A 19,451-nucleotide genomic window follows, 5' to 3' on the forward strand; every position below is an offset into this window, starting at 1 on the left:
ATAAGTAATTTAGGTTATGGCAAATCAACACCCGCATCGAGTAAAAAGCATAAGCGAATTTCATGAGTTTCGAGATTTGCCAAAACCTGAACACCCTTTAGTGAGTGTTTATAATTTTGAGGATTTAAAATACCTCAACAAAGAAGAACCCAAAAGTCTTATTCTTGATTTTTATTCCATTGCATTAAAAAGAAATGCAAATGCCAAAATGCGCTACGGCCAGCAGGAATACGATTTTAAAGAAGGCGTTTTATTGTTTATTGCTCCGGGGCAGGTTTTTTCTATTGAAGGCAATTCAGAACTGCAGCATACAGGATATTCTCTTTTAATTCATCCTGATTTTTTATGGAATACACCGCTTGCCCAGAAAATAAAACAATATGAATATTTTGGATATGCCGTTCATGAAGCCCTGCATCTTTCTGATAAAGAAGAAAAAATGATTATTGATATCATGAAAAATATTCAGCAGGAATACCAGTCTAACATTGACAAATTCAGTCAGGACGTAATTATTGCGCAAATCGAATTATTGCTTACCTATTCTGAACGTTTTTATAACCGTCAGTTTATAACCAGAAAAATAAACAATCATGAAATTCTGGCTCGTTTAGAAAAACTGCTCGAAGAATATTTCAACAATGATTCGATTATAAAAAAAGGAATTCCTACGGTACAGTACATTGCAGAAAATCTAAATGTTTCGCCCAATTATTTAAGCGGGCTTTTAAAACATCTTACAGGCCAGAGCACCCAGCAGCACATTCATAATAAACTCATAGAAAAAGCAAAAGAAAAACTTTCTACAACCAATTTATCTGTAAGTGAAATTGCTTTCGAATTAGGTTTCGAGCACCAGCAATCGTTTAGTAAATTATTTAAAACCAAGACAAACGTTTCGCCTTTAGAGTTCAGGCAGTCTTTCAATTAAAAGATATTTTAGGTAAATGCAATTCATAATTTTCATAAATTCGTAAGAACAAAATCAAAGTTATGAACCCCTTTTTAAGAAATACTCTGGCCGTTACTGTCGGAATTATCATTGGAAGTTTAATAAACATGAGCATAATTTTAATCAGCAGTTCGATAATCCCTCTTCCGGAAGGAGCTGATAACAGAACAATACAAGGACTTCAAAAAACAATTCACTTATTTGAGGCAAAACATTTTCTCTTTCCTTTTCTTGCCCATGCGGCGGGAACATTTGCCGGAGCCGTTACAACTGCATTACTTGCTGTAAATCATAAAAAGAAACTGGCTTTAGCCATTGGCGCTTTTTTCTTATTTGGCGGTATTATTAGTGTCAGCTCTCACCCATCGCCAACCTGGTTTACACTTATCGATTTAGTTTTTGCTTATATTCCGATGGCGTATCTGGCCTTGAAATTAGTCTGTAAAAAACAATTGAAATTTGAATATTAAATCCATAACATGAAAAACGAATCAGCTAAACAAAAACCGGCAAAAATCTGTTACGAACATATTGGCGGAAAACTCGGGCAGTTACTTGCCGTTTCTTTTGCCGAAAAAGGCTGGATTGCAAAGAAAAACAATTCAGATAAACACTTTTATATTACAGATTTAGGCGAAAAAGAATTTACAAAATTAGGCATCGATATTTCTGAAATTAAACCAGAAAATTTATAAAATTCGCCCGCTTTTTAATCAAAATTTTACTTCTAAATTTCATAACTTAGTTTCGATTTATATCTTGAAATTATGACTAAGAAAGAAATTGCACAAAACTTCCTAAAACTTGCCGCAAGCGGACACTCGCATGAAGGATTTAAACTTTATGTGCATGAAAATTTCAAACATCACAATGCTTATTTTAAAGGCGATGCCGAGACTTTAATGCTCGCAATGGAAGAATCTGCAAGGAAAAATCCAAATAAGATATTTGCAATTCATCATATCATCGAAGAAGAAAATCTTGTTGCTGTGCATTCGCATTTAAAACAAACGCCAGCTGATATTGGATTTGCCGTTGTACACATTTTAAAATTCAAAGAAGATAAAATAATAGAACTTTGGGATTTAGGACAGCAGATTCCAAATGAAACAGTTAACGAAAACGGAATGTTTTAAATTAATTATTAATTGTGAATTGTGAATTATAAATTATTCATCAGAATTAAATCAGTAAAACAAACCATAAACAACAAACAATCAACCATAAACCATAAACCATCAACCATCATCCAAAATAAATGAAATTTTCTTCTTTTACATTTCTATTGTTTATCCTTTGCAGCTGTCATTCATCGGCACAAAAAAAAGACAATTACGCTTCAAAAATTGACAGCATTATTCAAAACAGCACTTCTTCAGATTTTAATGGTGTGGTTTTAATTTCAAAAAACGGAAAAACGTTATATTCAAAAGTAAAAGGATCTGCCAATTTTGAAATCCAAAAACCTCTAACAATCGATACTCAATTTGAGATCATGTCAAACAGCAAGCAGATTGCTGCGGTTTTAGTTTTACTCGAAGTCGAAAAAGGCAGAGTTGATTTAAATTCACCCATAAAAAAATACCTTCCTGAATTAACCCAAACCTGGGCAGACACGGTTACGGTACATCAGCTTTTAAATCATTCGCATGGAATTGTCGATTTGCAGAAACCTTTGGCATTTAAACCCGGAACTCAATTTAAATACGGAAATTTAAGTTTTAATTTAATTGGTAAAATTGTTGAATTCAGTACAAAGAAAAGTTACAACGAAACTGCCGATGCACTTTTTAAGAAATTAAAAATGAACCAGACTTTTTGTTATTCTAAAGACAAAGCACAGAATCTGGCAACAGGATATTTCTCTTCAAAAAATAAAATAGAACCTGTAACTGGTTCACAAATTACACCTGAAAGCTTTGGCGCCGATGGCATAATTTCAACTGTTTCAGATTTGGCGATCTGGGATAATAATCTTCATAAAGGAAAAATACTAAAACCAGAATCATATAAACTGCTGACAAAAAATACAATTTTATCACAGCATAATTTCTTTGGAAAAGAAAAAGAACCTTATGGATACGGAATACGAATTATTGAAAAAGAAACCGTAAAATATTTAGGGCATACCGGGTTAGGCGACGGGTTTTCTTCTGTAAATTTGTATTTCCCTCAAAGTGATGTGAGTTTAATTGTTTTAGAAAATCAAATGCCCGAAGATTCCAGTTTGTTTTATGCAGCAGGATTTAAAATCAAAAACATTTTACTCAAAAGCGATTTATTAAATAAAAAATAAATGCAATGGCTAAAAATAAAACAACCGAAACTGAATACAGTGTAATTGATTTTATCAATGCGGTTCCAGACGAAAACAAACGAAATGACACTTTTGAACTTCTTAAAATAGTACAGGAAATAACTGGTTTTGAACCCAAAATGTGGGGACCAAGCATTATAGGTTTTGGAAGTTATCATTACAAATATGACAGCGGACATGAAGGCGATGCTCCTCTGGCCGGCTTTTCTCCAAGAAAAACAGCCATGACCGTTTATTTTTACCTTCCTGAAAAAGAAAGAGAAGAACTTTTACCTAAACTTGGCAGACATACTTCTTCTAAAGCTTGTATTTACATTAAAAAATTAGCTGATATCGATATTGACATCTTAAAAAAGGTAATTTTACTTTCGATTGATCATACTCAAAAACTATATCCCCAAAAACAAAAATGATTACATTTCTAATTCTTATAATCCTATTAGGTTTTATTGTTTACAATTTTCTTCAGCATCCAAAATTTGGAAAAGCACCTTCCGGCGAAAGACTCACTTTAATTCAGAACTCGCCCCAATATAAAAACGGGAAATTCGAGAATCAGAGCTATACGCCAGATTTGGCTGAAGGCGCAAGTATGGCCGGAGTTTTACTTGAATTTTTCTTCAAAAAAGTAGAACGAAAAATCCCAACCGATTTAATTCCGTCTGTAAAAACCAATCTGCATGAAATCTCTATAGACCAGGATGTTTTGGTTTGGTTTGGACATTCTTCTTATTTTATTCAGCTTGAAGGAAAGCGTTTTTTAATCGACCCTGTTTTTAGCGGCAATGCCTCTCCTATTTCAGGAACTACAAAATCATTTAAAGGTTCAGATATCTATACAGTTGATGATCTTCCGGAAATTGATTATTTATTGATTACACACGATCATTACGATCATTTAGATTATGAAACCATTCTTAAATTAAAACCCAAAACAAAAAAAGTAATTACCGCTCTTGGTGTAGGTTCACATTTTGAATTTTGGGGATTTCCAACAGAAAATGTAATCGAAAAAGACTGGTTTCAAAAAATTGAATTAGATGAAAATCTAACATTACACACAACTCCTTCAAGACATTTTTCCGGCAGAAGTTTTAAACGCTGCAACACACTTTGGACTTCTTTTGTTTTAGAAACTAAAGACTTTAAAATGTATCTTGGCGGAGACAGCGGTTATGACAAGCATTTTGCTGAAATTGGAGAGAAATACGGTCCGTTTGATATTGCTTTGATTGACAACGGCCAATACAACGAAAAATGGAAATACATTCATAACATGCCCGAAGATGTCATAAAAGCGATGAAAGACTTGCATGCAAAAAGAGTTTTTCCGGTTCACTCTTCAAAATTTGCTTTATCACTTCATTCCTGGGACGAACCTTTGATAAGAGTAACAGAATTAAATAGTTTGAGCGAAAAACCAATTCCATTAATTACACCAATGATCGGTGAATTAGTCGAATTAAAAAATGAAAATCAACAATTTAAACAATGGTGGAAAGGGGTTAATTAATTGTGAATGGTTAATTATGAATTATAATTGGAACCTCAAACTTGAAACCTGAAACCTGAAACTTGAAACCCAAAAAATGAAACTCAAAATAAAATTCTTACTGCTAACCTTTTTAGTAACATTTAATGCTTTCTCACAAAACACTTATGTCTTTTTGGGATCGTATAACCGCGATAAAACTGCAGAAGCAATCCAGATATATCAATTGGATACATTAAACGGAAAGCTTACAAAAGTAACGGCAGCAAAAAACATTATAAATCCGTCCTATTTAACGATTTCTCCAAACGGAAAATATGTGTATGCCTGTACAGATACTAAAACACCTAATGCAGGAAGCGTGAGCAGTTTTGAGTTTAATCCCGAAAATAAAACACTGACATTTTTAAACAGCCAGAGAAGCGGCGGAGAAAATCCGGTATATGTAAGTGTTCACAAAAACGGTAAATGGCTGGCAAATGCAAATTATACAGAAGGAAGCGTTTCGGTTTATCCTCTTTTAGAAAATGGAAAAATAGATTCAATTGCGCAGAACTTTCAATATACAGACGGAAGCGTAAACAAAGACAGGCAGACAAGATCTCACGTACATTCGGCAGTATTTTCTCCGCAATGCGATTATTTGTTTTTACCCGATTTAGGTGCAGATAAAATTCGTTGTTATGCTTTTGATGCTTCTCAGAAAAAACCTTTAATTGAAACCCAAAACCCATTTACAAAAACAGATTTAGAAGCCGGACCAAGACATTTTACTTTTCATCCTAATCAAAAATGGGGTTATTGTATTGAAGAAATGGCGGGGCAGATAAGCGTGTATAATTATGAAAATGGCATTTTAAATAAAATTCAGCGTATTGCTTCACATCCAGATAAAATAAAAGAAGGTTTTGAAAGTTCTGACATTCATATTTCTCCAGACGGAAAATTTCTGTATGCCACAAATCGTGGAAAAGAAAACAATATTGCTATTTTCTCTATTGATGAAAAGGGACTGCTAAAAAACATTGGTTACCAGTCTACTTTAGGAAAACATCCTAGAATTTTTGCAATAGACGAAAGCGGAAAATTTTTGGCTGCATCGAATGTTTTAACCGGAAATGTAATTGTTTTTAAGAGAGATTCGAAAACCGGTTTATTGAAAAAAACAGGAAAACAGATTAAAATGGAGAATGTTTCATGCGTTCAGATCAAAAAGATTTAAAGACCCCAAATTCATTAATCTGCAGACAAAAAACTAACAGAAAAACCAAAAATCATGATATCAAATTTCAATTTACAGCCTGAAGTTTTAGAAAATGAACTCACAAAACTAATCCCGTTAAAGGAAAAAGATTTTGAAGCATTATTTGAAGCTGCTTCTGATCCGCTGATTTGGGAACAGAATCCTGTAAAAAACCGACATGAAAGAGAGGCTTTCAAAACTTTTTTTGATATCATAATTACAAAAGGTTCGTTCTTAATTCTCGATAAACAAACCAATGAAATAATGGGAACAACCAGTTTTTACGATTACAATCCCGAAAAATCAAGTGTTGCAATTGGCTATACTTTTATAACCAGAAAATATTGGGGCGGACCATATAACAAAGCAAACAAAAAATTAATGATTGATTATGCTTTTCAACACGTTAATTCGGTGCTTTTTCATGTTGGGGCAGAAAATTTCCGTTCACAGAAAGCCGTTTCAAAACTTGGAGCAGAAAAAATCAATGATATCCTATTTAAGGTAAATGGTGTTGATACGCCGTACTTTGAATATGAATTGAAGAAATAATGAGACTTGAAATAAGAAGCAAGAGGAAAGATTTGACTTTCTAAATTATCTTACCTCTTGCTTCTTACTTCTCAAAATAATAAAAAAAAAACAAAAATGAAAAGAATAACCGTTTTTTGTGCTTCAAGTTTTGGCACTGAAAAAATTTATGAAGAACAGGCAATAGCTTTGGGAAAAACGCTTGCCGAACAAGATATAGAATTAGTTTATGGAGGCGCAAACGTAGGTTTAATGGGCGCTGTTGCAGACGGAGCCTTAAATGCAGGAGGAAAAGTAATTGGTGTGCTTCCTAATTTTTTAAGATCAAAAGAAATAGCACATTTAGGTTTAACCGAATTAATTTTGGTTGAAAGCATGCACGAACGCAAAACCAAAATGAATGATTTATGTGACGGTGTAATTGCACTTCCCGGAGGTTTTGGAACTCTAGAAGAGCTTTTTGAAATGCTTACATGGGCACAATTAGGTCTTCATAAAAAACCTATTGCCATTTTAAACATCGACGGATTTTATGATGCACTTATTGAACTTCTTAAAGTTATGGTTGAAAAAGGTTTATTGAAAGACGTAAACGCTTCAATGGTTTTAGTAAGCGATAACATTGAGGATTTATTGAATAAAATGAAAAATTACATTCCGCCAACGGTTGGAAAATGGATTGACAAAGAAAAATCATAACTTACAATTCTGTAAATCAAAAGTTAAAGTAAAAATTTAGAATTATCTTTACATTTCCTTCTTTCTACAAATAATATTTAATTATAAAAAAATGAAAACAGAAAACAACAAATATGCAAAGGCCGAAATGCTGATAAGAAAGCCTGTTTCAGAAGTTTTTCAGGCTTTTATAAATCCCGAAATCACTCGTAAATTTTGGTTTACAAAAGGTTCGGGTAAACTAGAAGAAAATCAAAAAACCGAATGGACTTGGGAAATGTATGGTTTTTCGCTCTCGGTTACAACATTGGTTTTGCAGGAAAATAAAAAAATTGTCATAGAATGGGGAAATCCAGATGAAACTACTTTGGTAGAATGGGTTTTTACTCCCTTAGACGAAAACGAAACTTTTGTAAGCATAACCAATTCAGGCTTTCATGGCGATTCAGATAAAATCATCGATCAGGTTCGTAACTCTACAGAAGGTTTTACATTAGTTTTAGCCGGAGCAAAAGCGTATTTAGAACATCAATTGCAGTTAAATTTAGTTCTGGATCGTTTTCCGAAAGGATTGGCTTAAAAAGTTTTAGGTTTCAAGTTTTTTAGTTTCAACTTGAAACCTGAAACCGAAACAAAAAAACAAAACTCATGGAAACGAAAAAACCCGAAAATATCGACGAATACATTGGAGGATTTCCAAATGATGTTCAGGAAATTTTAGAGAAAGTTCGAATGACAATCCAAAAAGCTGCGCCAGAAGCCAAAGAGAAAATAAGTTATTCGATGCCGGCTTTTGACCAAAACGGAATTGTAGTCTATTTTGCCGCTTTTAAAAACCATATTGGTTTGTATGCACTGCCAAGCGGCCACGAAGCTTTTGCGGCAGAACTTTCAAAATACAAATCAGGAAAAGGTTCTGTTCAGTTTCCTTTAAACCAGCCTATGCCTTACGATTTAATTACAAAAATTGTAAAATTTAGAGTTCAGGAAAATCTTCAAAAAGCAAAAAAGAAATAATAATAAATGAATTTAACTGAACATTATAGTCAACTATATACAACTTCTTCAAAAAGTATTTTGACAGGAAAATATTCAATTGATTCTGAAATTAAAAACGAATCTGATTCCCGATTTGGCATTACTCTGCTCATTCGTCCAATCGATGAAATAAAAGCGAATATCCAGGTCTTATTAAACGAATTAAAGAAAATTGAACCAGAACAATATTATTATCCAGATTCTGATATTCATATTACCATAATGTCGATTATTTCCTGTTCAGAAAATTTTAATTTAAACCATATTTCTCCAAACGATTATATTCAGCTTATCTGTAAAAGTCTGGTTGATGTAGATAAAATTACAATTCAGTTTAAAGGAATTACCGCTTCGCCTTCGGCAATTATGATTCAGGGTTTTCCAACCGATGAAACCTTAAATAATTTACGAAATAAACTTCGCGAGGATTTTAAAAACTCTCAATTGCAGCAAAGCATCGACAGCAGATATACAATTTCTACTGCTCATGCTACAGTAATGCGTTTTCAGGAAAAACTTCTTGATCCAGAAAAATTAATACAAATCACTGAAAAATATCGGGATTACGATTTTGGAGAATTTAATGTAAAAAGCTTAGAATTGGTTTACAATGACTGGTATCAGCGTAAAAGCAATACAAAAGTTCTGGGCGAATTTTGTTTGAGATAATTTATAATCGGGGTTCTTTAATTCAATTAAATCTGCCCTTTATTTTTTAAACACTCCAAAATGCCATAAAACACCAGAAGGATCGTGCAGAAAACATTCGCTTCCCCAGTCTAAATATCGTATTGGAGTTAACTTTGCTCCTTTATATTTTTCAGGAAGATTTAAAGCCAGAAGTTCATTGTAATAACGTTCAACATCATCAACTTCTACAAAAATCATAGTATTTTCGATCCAGTTTTTATCGTAATAATCCTGAAGATAAAAAGCCGTTTCACCAGATTTAAAAACAGAAAAATTAGATTCTAAAACTATTTCTTCAAACCCTAATTCACGATAAAAACTTCTGGAGATCTCAAAATCCAGAGATCCAATAAAAGGTCGTATTGATTTGATATTATGGTTCATTTTATACTACTTATTAGAAATTACTTTTCAAACCCAAGCTGTTTTCTTAAATCGATATTCAAGCCGTATTGTTCCTGAACGGGAATAATTTTTCTTGAATTTTTATTAATATCACTTCCTTCGGCTGTCCATAAAAAAGGATAGAAATTAAACACTTCATCGCCTTTTAGTTTCGAGACTTCTTCTCGCCAGCCGTTCCATCTGTTTCCTTCATAAAACTTATCCAAGTCATTATTAAAACAAAAACCTAAAAACTCAGAATACGTAACATCAAGTGGTTCATATTCTAAATTATCCGGAGAAAAATAATAAACTTTGCCAATGTCTGTTCCTAGTCCGCCTCCATTTAAAAGATAAAAACCGCCAATAGCATCATCTGCAATTAATAAATACGGTGGTGCTTCACCAAATTCAGTAAACGTTTTTCCTTTGTTCCAATCCGGAAGAGTACGGTCAAATTTTGAATTTCCCGAACCCAAAATCCTAATCCATCCGTCATCAATTAAAAGTCCGCCGGTATTAAAAACGACCGCTCCCATTGACGAACGGGTTGTAACTTGTGTCTTATACAAAGCCTCTTTTGCTTTCGCAGCATCAGCAGGTAGAATCTCTACTTTATTTTGTGCGGTTTTAATCCAATCTTCAACCAGAGTCCAGCCCGGATCGGCTTTGTCTATAAGTTCTTCAACTTTTTTCATTTTGTTTTGTGCATTCGCTGCAAAGCTTAAAAATGTTAATACTATTAACGGAAACTTTAGTCTCATTTATTAATGCTGATAATTATTTATACTAGCTTTTTTTTAAGATGCTTCCTAAACCACGACCAATCTGCTCAATTGCTTCCAGACTTTTAGTTAACGGCGTAGCCGTAAAATCTTCATAAGCATCCATGGCACTTTCTTTTCGATCGTCGTGAGGATAAACTAGTATAATGTTATTATCGTTGAAGAATTTTTCAAATTTCTGAGGCAGCCTGTCAAAGATTGAATGATAGGAAACTGACCCTTTTCGGGATAAATTAAAAACGATTAAATCTGTTTGGCGGATTTCATCTGAAATAGATTCAAAATCATCCCACTCTATAACGCTCTTAAATCCTAGTTTAGTATTCAATCGAAGATTATTCGCAATTTGCTGAATTGTTTGATGCGTTTTATATTCTGCATAAATTACAATAGGAATACTTAATTCCTGAGATAATCTAGAAATTTTCTGTAATAATACCTGAAAACCAACTCCTCTTTCTGAAAATGGCGGACATATAAATACCAGTCTTTTTTCTTCTATAAAAGTTCTCTGAAACCTGCAGATAAATAAACTTTTATCTACATTATTAATTATAGAATCTACATTTTCTCCAAAGATTTTATCGATAAAACCGGTTTTTCTAGGCCAGCCCACAATTACAATATCCGACATAATTTCTTTGGAAGTCCTAGCGATTCCACTTGCTGGATTATGATCGATTCTGGCAATTGTGTTTATTTTTACTTCAGAAGCAGAAGCCTGAATTACGAATTTATCAACTGCTTTTTTATATTTTAAAATGTTCTTTTCGGCCTGATCGTTATTGGGTACAATCGTTAAAAGCGTAACCGGATTTGATGATTTTTTATCTTTAATTAAAAGTGCAAAATCTAATAAACTAGCTGTCGCCGAAGTTTTTGCCAGCGGAATCAAAATATGTTCATCTAGAATTTGATTTTTACCAGCATCTTCATGAGAAACTTCTTCTTCACAGATTGCAATTTTTTTAGCCGCCTTTTCTGTAGCAAAAGAAGCTACAATACACGTTATCAGAATTAAAATAATGGTTCCGTTTAATATATTTTCATCTAGAATTTTGGCTTTAAAACCTACTAAAATTACAGCCAGAGTTGCGGCCGCGTGCGCACTGCTCAACCCAAAAATAAGCTGTCTTTCGGTTTTAGTATATTTAAAAACGACCTGTGTAAAAAATGCTGCAATCCATTTTCCAAAAATAGCCACAACACTCAACGTTCCGGCAACGATTAAAGCTGTAGGCCCGCTTAAAATTACACTGATATCAACCAGCATTCCAACCGAAATCAGGAAAAAGGGAATAAACAAAGCGTTTCCAATAAACTCAATTCTATTCATCAAAGCTGATGAATGCGGAATTAAAGGATTTAATGCCAAACCGGCAACGAATGCTCCAATAATAGGCTCTACTCCTGCTACTTCGGCTAAAAATGCCGCAAAGAAAACCACTGAGAGAACAAAAATATAGTGGGCGTGTTTTTCACTTTCCAGTTTCTTGAAAAACCATTTGGCAATTCTTGGAATAACCAAAAACATAATGGCTGAGAAAATTGCCAGAGATACACCTAACTTAATCCAAAACGCCTGGTTTAAACTTCCCTGAGCGCTTCCCATAATTACGGCCAGAATGATTAAAACGGCAGTATCAGTTAAAATTGTTCCGCCAACCGTAATAGCTACAGCCTGATTTTTTGCAATTCCTAGTTTACTAACAATTGGGTACGCAACCAAAGTATGCGTTGCAAACATACTTGCTGTTAAAAAACTAGCGTTAAAATCGTATTTCAGTAAGTAAAAACAAACCGGAAAACCTATTGAGAGCGGTAAAATGAATGTAAAAAAACCAAATAATAAACTTTTGTTTCTATTGGCTTTAAATTCGTTCATATCCAATTCAAGACCTGCAATAAACATAATATACAAAAGCCCAATTGTCGAGAATAAATCTACAGCAGAATTTTTTGCCAGTATATTTAATCCATGAGGACCTATGATAACACCAGAAATAATTAAACCAATGATTCCGGGAATATTTATTTTTTTAAGTAAAATGGGCGACAGCAGAATAATGAAAAGTATTAACGAAAAAATCAATACCGGGTTGTTGAGAGGGAGTTCGAATTCGTGTAAAAAATGCTTGAAAAATTCTATCATAATGTAATTTTATCTTCTTGTGGTATTCTAAATTTTTCGTAAAAAGACATTTACAGCATTAAAACGAAATCCTTGAAGTTAACACAAACAGATAAGTCTGAAGAATCAAAAGAAATTACAGATTTACCCATTTGAATCCTTACAAAAATACCGAAAAAACACAAACTTTAAACGAAAACCGCATATTAAACAATTAAATTTATTTAGTTGCCGAATTATTAAAATTTAATATTTTTTTTAACAAATATGCAAGATTAACAATCAAAACTAAACCATCATTGCATTATTCAATTATCTTTGTCTTAACAAAAATTGAACAATGGAAGAATGTATCTCTGTTTTTGATATGCTTAAAATTGGCGTTGGCCCTTCAAGCTCACATACTTTGGGTCCGTGGAGAGCTGCCGAACGCTTTCTCGAAGAGTTAAAAAGCGAGTCGATTTTAGACCAGATTAAACGAGTAAAAGTCGATTTATACGGATCACTTTCGTTAACCGGAAAAGGTCATGCTACAGATTTATCGGTTATGCTTGGTTTAAGTGGTCAGGATCCTGAATATATTCCGGTTGAGAATATTGCCGGAATTATCAAAACAATCGAAGACACAAACGAAATCAATCTTGCAAATGAATTTAAAATTCCGTTTTATTTTCTGCAGGATATTGTTTTCAATAAAGATTTTCTTCCTTTCCATGCTAACGGATTAAAATTTACGGCTTATAAAAATGATGATTCAGAATACGAATCAACATTTTACTCTATAGGCGGTGGTTTTGTTGTGAAAGAAGAACGCGAAAATGCCAAGATAAAAGAAGTTATAAAATGTGCATTTCCGTTTCCTATTCAAAATGCGGTTGAACTTTTAAATTATACAATTTCTGAAAACAAATCGATTTCTGAAATTGTGTATGAAAACGAAAAATCAATGCGTTCTGAAGAAGAAATCCATTCAGAATTAATGCGTATCTGGAATACTATGCTTGAATGTATGTATATTGGCTGTCATACCGGAGGAATTCTTCCGGGCGGCTTACACGTTCGCAGACGAGCTTTTGATATGCACCAAAATTTAATTGGTTTATCAAATTACAACGATCCCCAATCGTGGCTGGAAGAAATTAGAAAAACCGAAGTTAAATTCCGTCAGATTTTAAAATGGGTAAGCTGTTTTGCTCTTGCCGTAAATGAAGTAAATGCTTCTTTAGGACGAGTTGTAACGGCGCCGACTAACGGAAGCGCAGGCGTTATTCCGGCCGTTTTAATGTATTATATGGTAATTGAAAACCATGATGCCGGAGAAAAAGAAATCAAACAATTTTTAATGGTTGCCGGGGAAATTGGCAGCATCTTTAAAAAAGGATCAACAATTTCTGCTGCAATGGGCGGTTGTCAGGCCGAAATTGGTGTTTCGTCATCTATGGCAGCAGCGGCACTATGCGAATTAATGGGCGGTACTCCTGCTCAGGTTTTAATGGCTGCCGAAATTGCAATGGAACATCATTTAGGTTTAACCTGTGATCCTATTGGCGGTTTAGTTCAAATTCCGTGTATTGAAAGAAATACTATGGGTGCCATAAAAGCTATTAATGCAGCTGAACTGGCGCTTGAAACTGATTCTAAAAACGCAAAAGTACCTTTAGACAAAGTTATCAATACAATGTGGGAAACCGCAAAAGATATGAATTCTAAATACAAAGAAACTTCTGAAGGAGGTCTTGCCGTGGCTGTAAACATGGCAGATTGCTAAAATATATTTTTGCCGCAGATTAAAAGAATTTTACCGATTTATTTAAAATCGAATCTTCTGAAAAATCTTTTTAATCTGTGGCTGAAACAAAAACAAAACACTTCATGAAAAAAATCTACTTCTTAATTGCATTATTCTGTACCGTTTTATTGCATTCTCAGGAACGTTATTTTCTAAATTCAGATACAAGACTTTATACTTCACCCAATACTTCTTCTGCTTTTCTAGGGTATTTTAGATACGGAGCAGAAGTCCGATTGTTATCTGAAAGTCAAAACGGATGGTATAAAGTTCAGGCAGATAATTTTAATGAAGGATATATTCAGGAAAAATTTGCTGCAACCAGATTAAATGCAAAAGATGTAAAAACAAAAGATCCTGAAAATCCTATTTTAGAAGGCGGTGATGCTTATTATGGCGGTAATCATTTGTTTGTTCTTGTGGCTGGGCTAAAAGCCAGAGCACTGCCGGATAAAAACTCAAAAATTAAAGAAATTTTATTTGCCGGAGATCCCGTTGCTGTAGATTATGTTCCTGTAAATGAAGATGACTGGGTAAACATAAACGGTAATTTTGACGAAGAATATGCGAGATATACGTTAAGAAAATTTATTGGTCTAAGACCTAATTTCGAAACGCTTATTAAAGATTTTGATAAACTTGATGTAAATGCAGTTTCAGAACGAAAAACTCTAAGCGAAAGAATTGTAGAATTGGCATGGAACAGCGAATACTCTAAACTGGAACCTGCATACCAAAGATACTACGAAGTAGTGAAACAAATTAACGATCCAAAATTAATCGCTGAAACTGAAATGAATATGGCTCTTGCCAAAGGTTTAGCAAAACATAAACTACCGGAACAAATTATTGCTTTTACAAAAAAAGCAGAATTCAGCTTAAAAGGAACTAAAACAAAATCTTTGTATTTATCACAGACTGAATTGGTAAAAACATTCGGTAAACCAGCTAAAAAAGCTAATGTTGGTGACGAATGCGGTATTTATTTAAGTGATTTATTTTATTACTATCCAGATTTAGAAGTTTCTGTTGACGAAAAGAAAAACCAAGCCGAAATTGTAAAAGTTTACATCAACGAAAACAATAAATTCATTATAAACCCAAACATAATTTTAGATAATTCGGTGTCCGAAAAAGCTTTCATTGAAAAATATGGAACCGATATCGAAGCTTCGCTTAAATCACCGCATAATTATTCTATCATAATGGAAGACAGCCAGTTTAGATTAGTTTTTAAAGACGGAAAGCTTTTTTCTGTCGAAATATTCTTTTATTGCTGATTCCCCTTTTACAATTATTCAATACTTTTACATTATCAAAAAAAATTAAAATGTCAACAGCAAAAAAAGATTATAAAAGAATCACAACAAAGTCATTAATTGAAATGAAAAGCAATGGAGAAAAAATCTCTATGCTTACGGCGTATGATTACACAATGGCTAAAATTGTTGATACCGCAGGAGTCGATGTAATTTTGGTGGGAGATTCTGCTTCAAATGTTATGGCGGGTCACGAAACGACTCTTCCAATTACCTTAGATCAAATGATTTATCACGCTTCTTCTGTAGTTCGCGCTGTAGAGAGAGGTTTGGTTGTGGTTGATCTTCCTTTTGGAAGTTACCAGTCAGATCCTAAAGAGGCTTTGCGTTCTGCTATCAGAATCATGAAAGAAAGCGGCGCTCACGCTGTGAAATTAGAAGGCGGAAAAGAAATTAAAGAATCAATCAAAAAAATATTAAACGCAGGAATTCCGGTTATGGGCCACTTAGGTTTAACACCTCAGTCTATCTATAAATTTGGAACTTACAGCGTTCGTGCAAAAGAAGAACAAGAAGCTGAAAAACTTATTGAAGATGCTCAAATGCTTGAAAAAGTAGGATGTTTTGGAGTTGTTCTTGAAAAAATCCCAGCTGATTTAGCTAAAAAAGTAGCCGAAAGTATTTCAATCCCAGTTATCGGAATTGGTGCCGGCGGTGCTGTAGACGGACAAGTTTTAGTTATTCACGATATGTTAGGAATGAATAATGAATTCAGTCCGCGTTTCTTACGTCGTTATTTAAACTTATACGAAGAAATGACTAAAGCAATAGGTCAATATGCTGCTGATGTAAAATCAAGCGATTTCCCTAATGCTAGTGAGCAATATTAATTTTTAAAGATGCTAAGGTTCTAAGTTACTAAGGTTCTGAGATTTTTTCTTATAGACAAAGATCCAAAGTGACAAAGGTTCAAAGGCTTTTTAAATTGAACAAAACTTAATAGCCCTCAGCTTTAGCTGGGGGTATATTTTTAAGTTCACGAAAGGCTTTAGCCAAACTTTTTTCAATCTACAATCAGAAATCTAAAATCTAAAAATCTAAGCCAGTCTAAAATCTAAGCCAGTCCAATTATGAAAATCCTTTCAGATAAAAATAACCTGCAAATACTTCACGAAGACAATCACATTATTGTGGTTAATAAGCGTGTTGGCGATATTGTACAAGGTGATAAAACGGGTGATAAACCTTTATCTGATATTGTAAAGGAATACATAAAAGACAAATACAATAAACCCGGCGATGTTTTTCTGGGTGTAATTCACCGTTTAGATCGTCCTACAACCGGAATTGTGGTTTTTGCGAGAACGAGCAAAGCATTATCACGAATGAATGAATTGTTCAGCAATCGTGAAACGAAAAAAACATATTGGGCTGTTGTAAAAAATAAACCTGCTGAAGCTGCTGCCAAACTGGTTCATTATTTAAAAAGAAACGAAAAAAACAATACTTCAAAAGCACATTTAAAAGAAGTTCCCGACAGCAAACTGGCAAGTCTTGATTATAAAATCATCAAAGAACTTCAAAATTATACGGCTCTTGAAATCAATCTGCATACAGGCCGTCATCATCAAATTAGAGCGCAATTGTCGGCAATTGGTTCACCAATAAAAGGCGATTTAAAGTATGGTGCAGACCGAAGCAATCCAGACGGAGGCATTCACCTTCATGCCAGAAAACTAGTTTTTGTTCATCCGGTTTCAAAAGAAAATATCACAATTATTGCCCCGGTTCCAGACGAAACTATTTGGAATGCGGTATGATTTTTATGATTAAATTGTTAATTTTTTAATTTTTATCGATTAACTTGCATATCCTAAAAAACAAGCTGATCACAAAATGGACTTCAAAAACGACATTGGTTACCGAAAAGAAACGCTGAAAAAGTTATTATATAACATTCAGAAAAATGAAGATCTAATTGTAAAAGCTTTATACGATGACTTCAAAAAACCTGAATTTGAAGCCGTTCTAACTGAAACGAATTATGTTATTTCGGATTTAAAAGATACCATTAAAAACATCAATTCCTGGGCAAAACCAAAACGTGTCCTCCCTTCTATTTTAAATTTTCCTTCTTCAGATTATATTTATAAAGAACCTTACGGAAATGTTTTAGTAATCGCTCCCTGGAATTATCCTTTTCAGCTTGCTTTGTGTCCGCTTATTGCTGCCGTTGCTGCAGGAAACCGAGTAGTTTTAAAACCTTCAGAACTTACACCTCACACCTCTTCTATTATTGCCAAATTAATTGAAAAAACATTTCACATCAGTCATGTGGAAGTTTTTGAAGGCGGTGTTGAAGTTTCAAATAAATTACTGGCAGAACGCTGGGATTATATTTTCTTTACCGGAAGTGTTTCGGTTGGAAAAATTATAGCAAAAGCCGCAGCCGAAAACCTGACTCCGGTTACATTAGAATTAGGCGGAAAAAATCCGTGTGTTATTGATGAAACGGCCAATTTAAAATTAGCGGCAAAACGCATCGTTTGGGGAAAATTCATAAATGCCGGGCAGACCTGCATTGCTCCTGATTATATTTTGGTTCAGAAGAATATGAAAGTCAATTTCATTTCTTTTTTAATGGAAGAAATTGTAAATGCTTATGGCAAGAAAATAGACAAATCGCCTGATTTTGCCCGAATCATTAACACAAAAAACTGGGTTCGCCTGGATCAGATGATTGAGCGCGAAAAAGTAATTTTTGGAGGAGAAACCAATCACGACAAACTTTATATTTCACCTACCTTAATCGAAGAACCAAGTTTAGACAGTCCGGTTATGAAAGAGGAAATTTTTGGTCCAATTTTACCAATTCTCACCTACGAAACCGAAGCAGAAATTCATAACGTAATCAGCAAGTACGAAAAACCTCTCGCATTTTATATTTTTAGCGAAAATAAATCGTTTACAAAAAAATTAATCTCAAATTACGCTTTTGGAGGCGGATGCATAAACGATACAGTTGTTCATTTTTCTAATAAAAGACTGCCTTTTGGCGGTGTAGGCCACAGCGGAATTGGAGCTTATCACGGGCAAATGAGCTTTGATACTTTTTCGCATCATAAAGCAATTGTAAAAAAAGGCAACTGGCTCGATTTACCAATGAGATATGCACCTTACAAGGATAAATTAACTTCAATTAAACGAATTTTAGACTGGATTTAAGATTCGAAAACAATTTCGTAATGTTTTGTAGATTTTTATACGGAATTGATTAAAAATATTATATTTACGTCAAGCAATTATTATCATAAAACGGAAAATATAAAACAACTTTACCTTTAAAATGAAATCTACACTTGACCAGATTGAAGACATCAAAAAAGATGGCTATTCAATAGACTTTTCTACTGTATTTAATTACGCTGTTGAGAATTACAAAAAAATTGCCTTATACTCCGGACTTATAATTCTTGTGTTTTCGGTAGTGGCTGGTGCTGTAATTATGGGATTAGCTGTAGCTTTTTACGGCGTGCAGAGTTTGTCTGAAAATTTTATAGAAAATTTTAAAATTGAAAATCTAAGTTATGTGCAGCAAATTATTACTGCTGCTTCAATTGCTGCAGTCACGGCCTTATTTGCGCCGCTGGGTGCCGGTTTTTTAAAAATGGCTGATTGTGCAGATAAAGATGAAACTTTTAATGTTTCAACGATATTTACTTATTATAGCTCGCCATATTTTCTTCAATTGTTTTCGGTTGCTTTTATTATTGGAATTGTTACTAACGGCATTTCTTATTTTACAGAAAGTTTAGGCATAGGCTATTTAGGAACTGGAGTTTCATTATTTATCAATTTTTTCACATACTTTACAATTCCGCTGATCGTTTTTGGAAATTTAAATGCTGTCGACGCTATAAAATCAAGTTTAGTTTTGGTAAGTAAAAATCCAGTTACCATTTTCCTTCTTTTTATAGTTGGATTTCTGGGATCTTTAGTAGGACTTGTGGGCTGCTGTATTGGGGTAATCTTTACGGTAGTTTTTAATTCGTCAGTAACCTATTCTGCTTACTTTTCAATTTTTAATGAAGAAGAACAGCAGGATTCTATTGACTCGATTGGAAGATCGGATTTAGAATAAAACTGAAAAATTCTGAAACAA

22 protein-coding genes are annotated in these 19,451 nt (G+C 33.7%); 19 read left to right on the forward strand and 3 right to left on the reverse strand.

Annotation, left to right across the window (positions count from 1 at the left end; translation table 11 throughout):
• Positions 1 to 16 precede the first annotated feature (16 nt).
• The 13 genes from PQ462_RS17115 to PQ462_RS17175 all read left to right on the forward strand — a co-directional run bounded on the left by PQ462_RS17115 (position 17) and on the right by PQ462_RS17175 (position 8,920).
• Positions 17 to 931, forward strand: a complete 915-nt coding sequence (locus PQ462_RS17115; protein ID WP_149206610.1) for a helix-turn-helix domain-containing protein — start codon at positions 17 to 19, stop codon at positions 929 to 931.
• Between the two features lie 62 nt (positions 932 to 993).
• Positions 994 to 1,422, forward strand: coding sequence for a hypothetical protein (locus PQ462_RS17120; protein WP_274250910.1), 429 nt, complete (start codon positions 994 to 996; stop codon positions 1,420 to 1,422).
• Positions 1,423 to 1,431: 9 nt separating this feature from the next.
• Positions 1,432 to 1,647 (forward strand): ArsR family transcriptional regulator, encoded by a 216-nt coding sequence (locus tag PQ462_RS17125; RefSeq protein ID WP_274250911.1) that lies wholly within the window; start codon positions 1,432 to 1,434, stop codon positions 1,645 to 1,647.
• A 72-nt stretch (positions 1,648 to 1,719) separates the two neighbouring features.
• Entirely contained in the window at positions 1,720 to 2,088 is a 369-nt protein-coding gene (locus PQ462_RS17130; protein WP_274250912.1) for a nuclear transport factor 2 family protein, read from the forward strand.
• Between the two features lie 122 nt (positions 2,089 to 2,210).
• The gene (locus PQ462_RS17135; protein ID WP_274250913.1) at positions 2,211 to 3,248 is read left to right on the forward strand and encodes a serine hydrolase domain-containing protein; all 1,038 of its coding nucleotides are present in this window, start codon (positions 2,211 to 2,213) and stop codon (positions 3,246 to 3,248) included.
• Positions 3,249 to 3,253: 5 nt separating this feature from the next.
• Complete coding sequence (locus PQ462_RS17140; RefSeq protein ID WP_274250914.1) at positions 3,254 to 3,682, forward strand: DUF1801 domain-containing protein; 429 nt, start codon at positions 3,254 to 3,256, stop codon at positions 3,680 to 3,682.
• Positions 3,679 to 4,782, forward strand: coding sequence for an MBL fold metallo-hydrolase (locus PQ462_RS17145; protein WP_274250915.1), 1,104 nt, complete (start codon positions 3,679 to 3,681; stop codon positions 4,780 to 4,782). Before PQ462_RS17140 ends, PQ462_RS17145 begins: the two co-directional genes overlap by 4 nt.
• Positions 4,783 to 4,858: 76 nt before the next feature.
• A complete protein-coding gene (locus tag PQ462_RS17150; protein ID WP_274250916.1) occupies positions 4,859 to 5,983 on the forward strand; it encodes a lactonase family protein in 1,125 nt (374 codons plus the stop codon).
• A gap of 54 nt (positions 5,984 to 6,037) precedes the next feature.
• Positions 6,038 to 6,556, forward strand: coding sequence for a GNAT family N-acetyltransferase (locus PQ462_RS17155; protein WP_274250917.1), 519 nt, complete (start codon positions 6,038 to 6,040; stop codon positions 6,554 to 6,556).
• 96 nt (positions 6,557 to 6,652) lie between these two features.
• On the forward strand, positions 6,653 to 7,234 hold the full coding sequence (locus PQ462_RS17160) for a TIGR00730 family Rossman fold protein (protein WP_274250918.1): 582 nt from the start codon (positions 6,653 to 6,655) through the stop codon (positions 7,232 to 7,234).
• Positions 7,235 to 7,325: 91 nt separating this feature from the next.
• Complete coding sequence (locus PQ462_RS17165) at positions 7,326 to 7,793, forward strand: SRPBCC family protein (RefSeq protein WP_121360535.1); 468 nt, start codon at positions 7,326 to 7,328, stop codon at positions 7,791 to 7,793.
• A 68-nt stretch (positions 7,794 to 7,861) separates the two neighbouring features.
• On the forward strand, positions 7,862 to 8,230 hold the full coding sequence (locus PQ462_RS17170; RefSeq protein ID WP_012026669.1) for an iron chaperone: 369 nt from the start codon (positions 7,862 to 7,864) through the stop codon (positions 8,228 to 8,230).
• A gap of 6 nt (positions 8,231 to 8,236) precedes the next feature.
• Positions 8,237 to 8,920, forward strand: coding sequence for a 2'-5' RNA ligase family protein (locus tag PQ462_RS17175; RefSeq protein WP_274250919.1), 684 nt, complete (start codon positions 8,237 to 8,239; stop codon positions 8,918 to 8,920).
• 39 nt (positions 8,921 to 8,959) lie between these two features.
• On the opposite strand, the gene PQ462_RS17180 is transcribed toward PQ462_RS17175, so the two are convergent.
• Genes PQ462_RS17180 through PQ462_RS17190 form a run of 3 tightly spaced genes read right to left on the reverse strand, consistent with a single transcriptional unit; the run spans position 8,960 to position 12,262 of the window.
• The gene (locus PQ462_RS17180; RefSeq protein ID WP_121360533.1) at positions 8,960 to 9,325 is read right to left on the reverse strand and encodes a glyoxalase; all 366 of its coding nucleotides are present in this window, start codon (positions 9,323 to 9,325) and stop codon (positions 8,960 to 8,962) included.
• 20 nt (positions 9,326 to 9,345) lie between these two features.
• Entirely contained in the window at positions 9,346 to 10,089 is a 744-nt protein-coding gene (locus tag PQ462_RS17185; protein WP_274250920.1) for a DUF2625 domain-containing protein, read from the reverse strand.
• A gap of 25 nt (positions 10,090 to 10,114) precedes the next feature.
• Complete coding sequence (locus tag PQ462_RS17190) at positions 10,115 to 12,262, reverse strand: cation:proton antiporter (protein ID WP_012026673.1); 2,148 nt, start codon at positions 12,260 to 12,262, stop codon at positions 10,115 to 10,117.
• Positions 12,263 to 12,581: 319 nt separating this feature from the next.
• Between PQ462_RS17190 and PQ462_RS17195 the strand changes: the two genes are divergently transcribed.
• From PQ462_RS17195 to PQ462_RS17220, 6 genes are all read left to right on the forward strand, one after another.
• Entirely contained in the window at positions 12,582 to 14,009 is a 1,428-nt protein-coding gene (locus PQ462_RS17195; protein ID WP_012026674.1) for an L-serine ammonia-lyase, read from the forward strand.
• Positions 14,010 to 14,113: 104 nt separating this feature from the next.
• Positions 14,114 to 15,310, forward strand: coding sequence for an SH3 domain-containing protein (locus PQ462_RS17200; RefSeq protein ID WP_274250921.1), 1,197 nt, complete (start codon positions 14,114 to 14,116; stop codon positions 15,308 to 15,310).
• A gap of 50 nt (positions 15,311 to 15,360) precedes the next feature.
• Positions 15,361 to 16,179: a 3-methyl-2-oxobutanoate hydroxymethyltransferase gene (gene panB, locus PQ462_RS17205; protein ID WP_121360529.1), complete on the forward strand. Its 819-nt coding sequence runs from the start codon at positions 15,361 to 15,363 to the stop codon at positions 16,177 to 16,179.
• Between the two features lie 240 nt (positions 16,180 to 16,419).
• Positions 16,420 to 17,109 carry an RluA family pseudouridine synthase gene (locus tag PQ462_RS17210; protein WP_274250922.1) on the forward strand — a complete coding sequence of 230 codons (690 nt, stop codon included), beginning with the start codon at positions 16,420 to 16,422 and terminating at the stop codon, positions 17,107 to 17,109.
• A gap of 76 nt (positions 17,110 to 17,185) precedes the next feature.
• Positions 17,186 to 18,514 carry an aldehyde dehydrogenase gene (locus tag PQ462_RS17215; RefSeq protein WP_274250923.1) on the forward strand — a complete coding sequence of 443 codons (1,329 nt, stop codon included), beginning with the start codon at positions 17,186 to 17,188 and terminating at the stop codon, positions 18,512 to 18,514.
• A gap of 121 nt (positions 18,515 to 18,635) precedes the next feature.
• Positions 18,636 to 19,430, forward strand: coding sequence for a hypothetical protein (locus tag PQ462_RS17220; RefSeq protein ID WP_274250924.1), 795 nt, complete (start codon positions 18,636 to 18,638; stop codon positions 19,428 to 19,430).
• The last annotated feature ends 21 nt before the right edge of the window (positions 19,431 to 19,451 follow it).

The sequence above is a fragment of the Flavobacterium sp. KACC 22758 genome, assembly GCF_028736135.1.
GTDB lineage: Bacteria > Bacteroidota > Bacteroidia > Flavobacteriales > Flavobacteriaceae > Flavobacterium > Flavobacterium johnsoniae.

What these genes read in the sequence shown, in the direction of transcription:
- PQ462_RS17115 (WP_149206610.1), top strand. Translation starts at nt 17, where the DNA reads ATGGCAAATCAACACCCGCATCGAGTAAAAAGCATAAGCGAATTTCAT.
- PQ462_RS17120 (WP_274250910.1), top strand. Translation starts at nt 994, where the DNA reads ATGAACCCCTTTTTAAGAAATACTCTGGCCGTTACTGTCGGAATTATC.
- PQ462_RS17125 (WP_274250911.1), top strand. Translation starts at nt 1,432, where the DNA reads ATGAAAAACGAATCAGCTAAACAAAAACCGGCAAAAATCTGTTACGAA.
- PQ462_RS17130 (WP_274250912.1), top strand. Translation starts at nt 1,720, where the DNA reads ATGACTAAGAAAGAAATTGCACAAAACTTCCTAAAACTTGCCGCAAGC.
- PQ462_RS17135 (WP_274250913.1), top strand. Translation starts at nt 2,211, where the DNA reads ATGAAATTTTCTTCTTTTACATTTCTATTGTTTATCCTTTGCAGCTGT.
- PQ462_RS17140 (WP_274250914.1), top strand. Translation starts at nt 3,254, where the DNA reads ATGGCTAAAAATAAAACAACCGAAACTGAATACAGTGTAATTGATTTT.
- PQ462_RS17145 (WP_274250915.1), top strand. Translation starts at nt 3,679, where the DNA reads ATGATTACATTTCTAATTCTTATAATCCTATTAGGTTTTATTGTTTAC.
- PQ462_RS17150 (WP_274250916.1), top strand. Translation starts at nt 4,859, where the DNA reads ATGAAACTCAAAATAAAATTCTTACTGCTAACCTTTTTAGTAACATTT.
- PQ462_RS17155 (WP_274250917.1), top strand. Translation starts at nt 6,038, where the DNA reads ATGATATCAAATTTCAATTTACAGCCTGAAGTTTTAGAAAATGAACTC.
- PQ462_RS17160 (WP_274250918.1), top strand. Translation starts at nt 6,653, where the DNA reads ATGAAAAGAATAACCGTTTTTTGTGCTTCAAGTTTTGGCACTGAAAAA.
- PQ462_RS17165 (WP_121360535.1), top strand. Translation starts at nt 7,326, where the DNA reads ATGAAAACAGAAAACAACAAATATGCAAAGGCCGAAATGCTGATAAGA.
- PQ462_RS17170 (WP_012026669.1), top strand. Translation starts at nt 7,862, where the DNA reads ATGGAAACGAAAAAACCCGAAAATATCGACGAATACATTGGAGGATTT.
- PQ462_RS17175 (WP_274250919.1), top strand. Translation starts at nt 8,237, where the DNA reads ATGAATTTAACTGAACATTATAGTCAACTATATACAACTTCTTCAAAA.
- PQ462_RS17180 (WP_121360533.1), bottom strand. Translation starts at nt 9,325, where the DNA reads ATGAACCATAATATCAAATCAATACGACCTTTTATTGGATCTCTGGAT.
- PQ462_RS17185 (WP_274250920.1), bottom strand. Translation starts at nt 10,089, where the DNA reads ATGAGACTAAAGTTTCCGTTAATAGTATTAACATTTTTAAGCTTTGCA.
- PQ462_RS17190 (WP_012026673.1), bottom strand. Translation starts at nt 12,262, where the DNA reads ATGATAGAATTTTTCAAGCATTTTTTACACGAATTCGAACTCCCTCTC.
- PQ462_RS17195 (WP_012026674.1), top strand. Translation starts at nt 12,582, where the DNA reads ATGGAAGAATGTATCTCTGTTTTTGATATGCTTAAAATTGGCGTTGGC.
- PQ462_RS17200 (WP_274250921.1), top strand. Translation starts at nt 14,114, where the DNA reads ATGAAAAAAATCTACTTCTTAATTGCATTATTCTGTACCGTTTTATTG.
- panB (WP_121360529.1), top strand. Translation starts at nt 15,361, where the DNA reads ATGTCAACAGCAAAAAAAGATTATAAAAGAATCACAACAAAGTCATTA.
- PQ462_RS17210 (WP_274250922.1), top strand. Translation starts at nt 16,420, where the DNA reads ATGAAAATCCTTTCAGATAAAAATAACCTGCAAATACTTCACGAAGAC.
- PQ462_RS17215 (WP_274250923.1), top strand. Translation starts at nt 17,186, where the DNA reads ATGGACTTCAAAAACGACATTGGTTACCGAAAAGAAACGCTGAAAAAG.
- PQ462_RS17220 (WP_274250924.1), top strand. Translation starts at nt 18,636, where the DNA reads ATGAAATCTACACTTGACCAGATTGAAGACATCAAAAAAGATGGCTAT.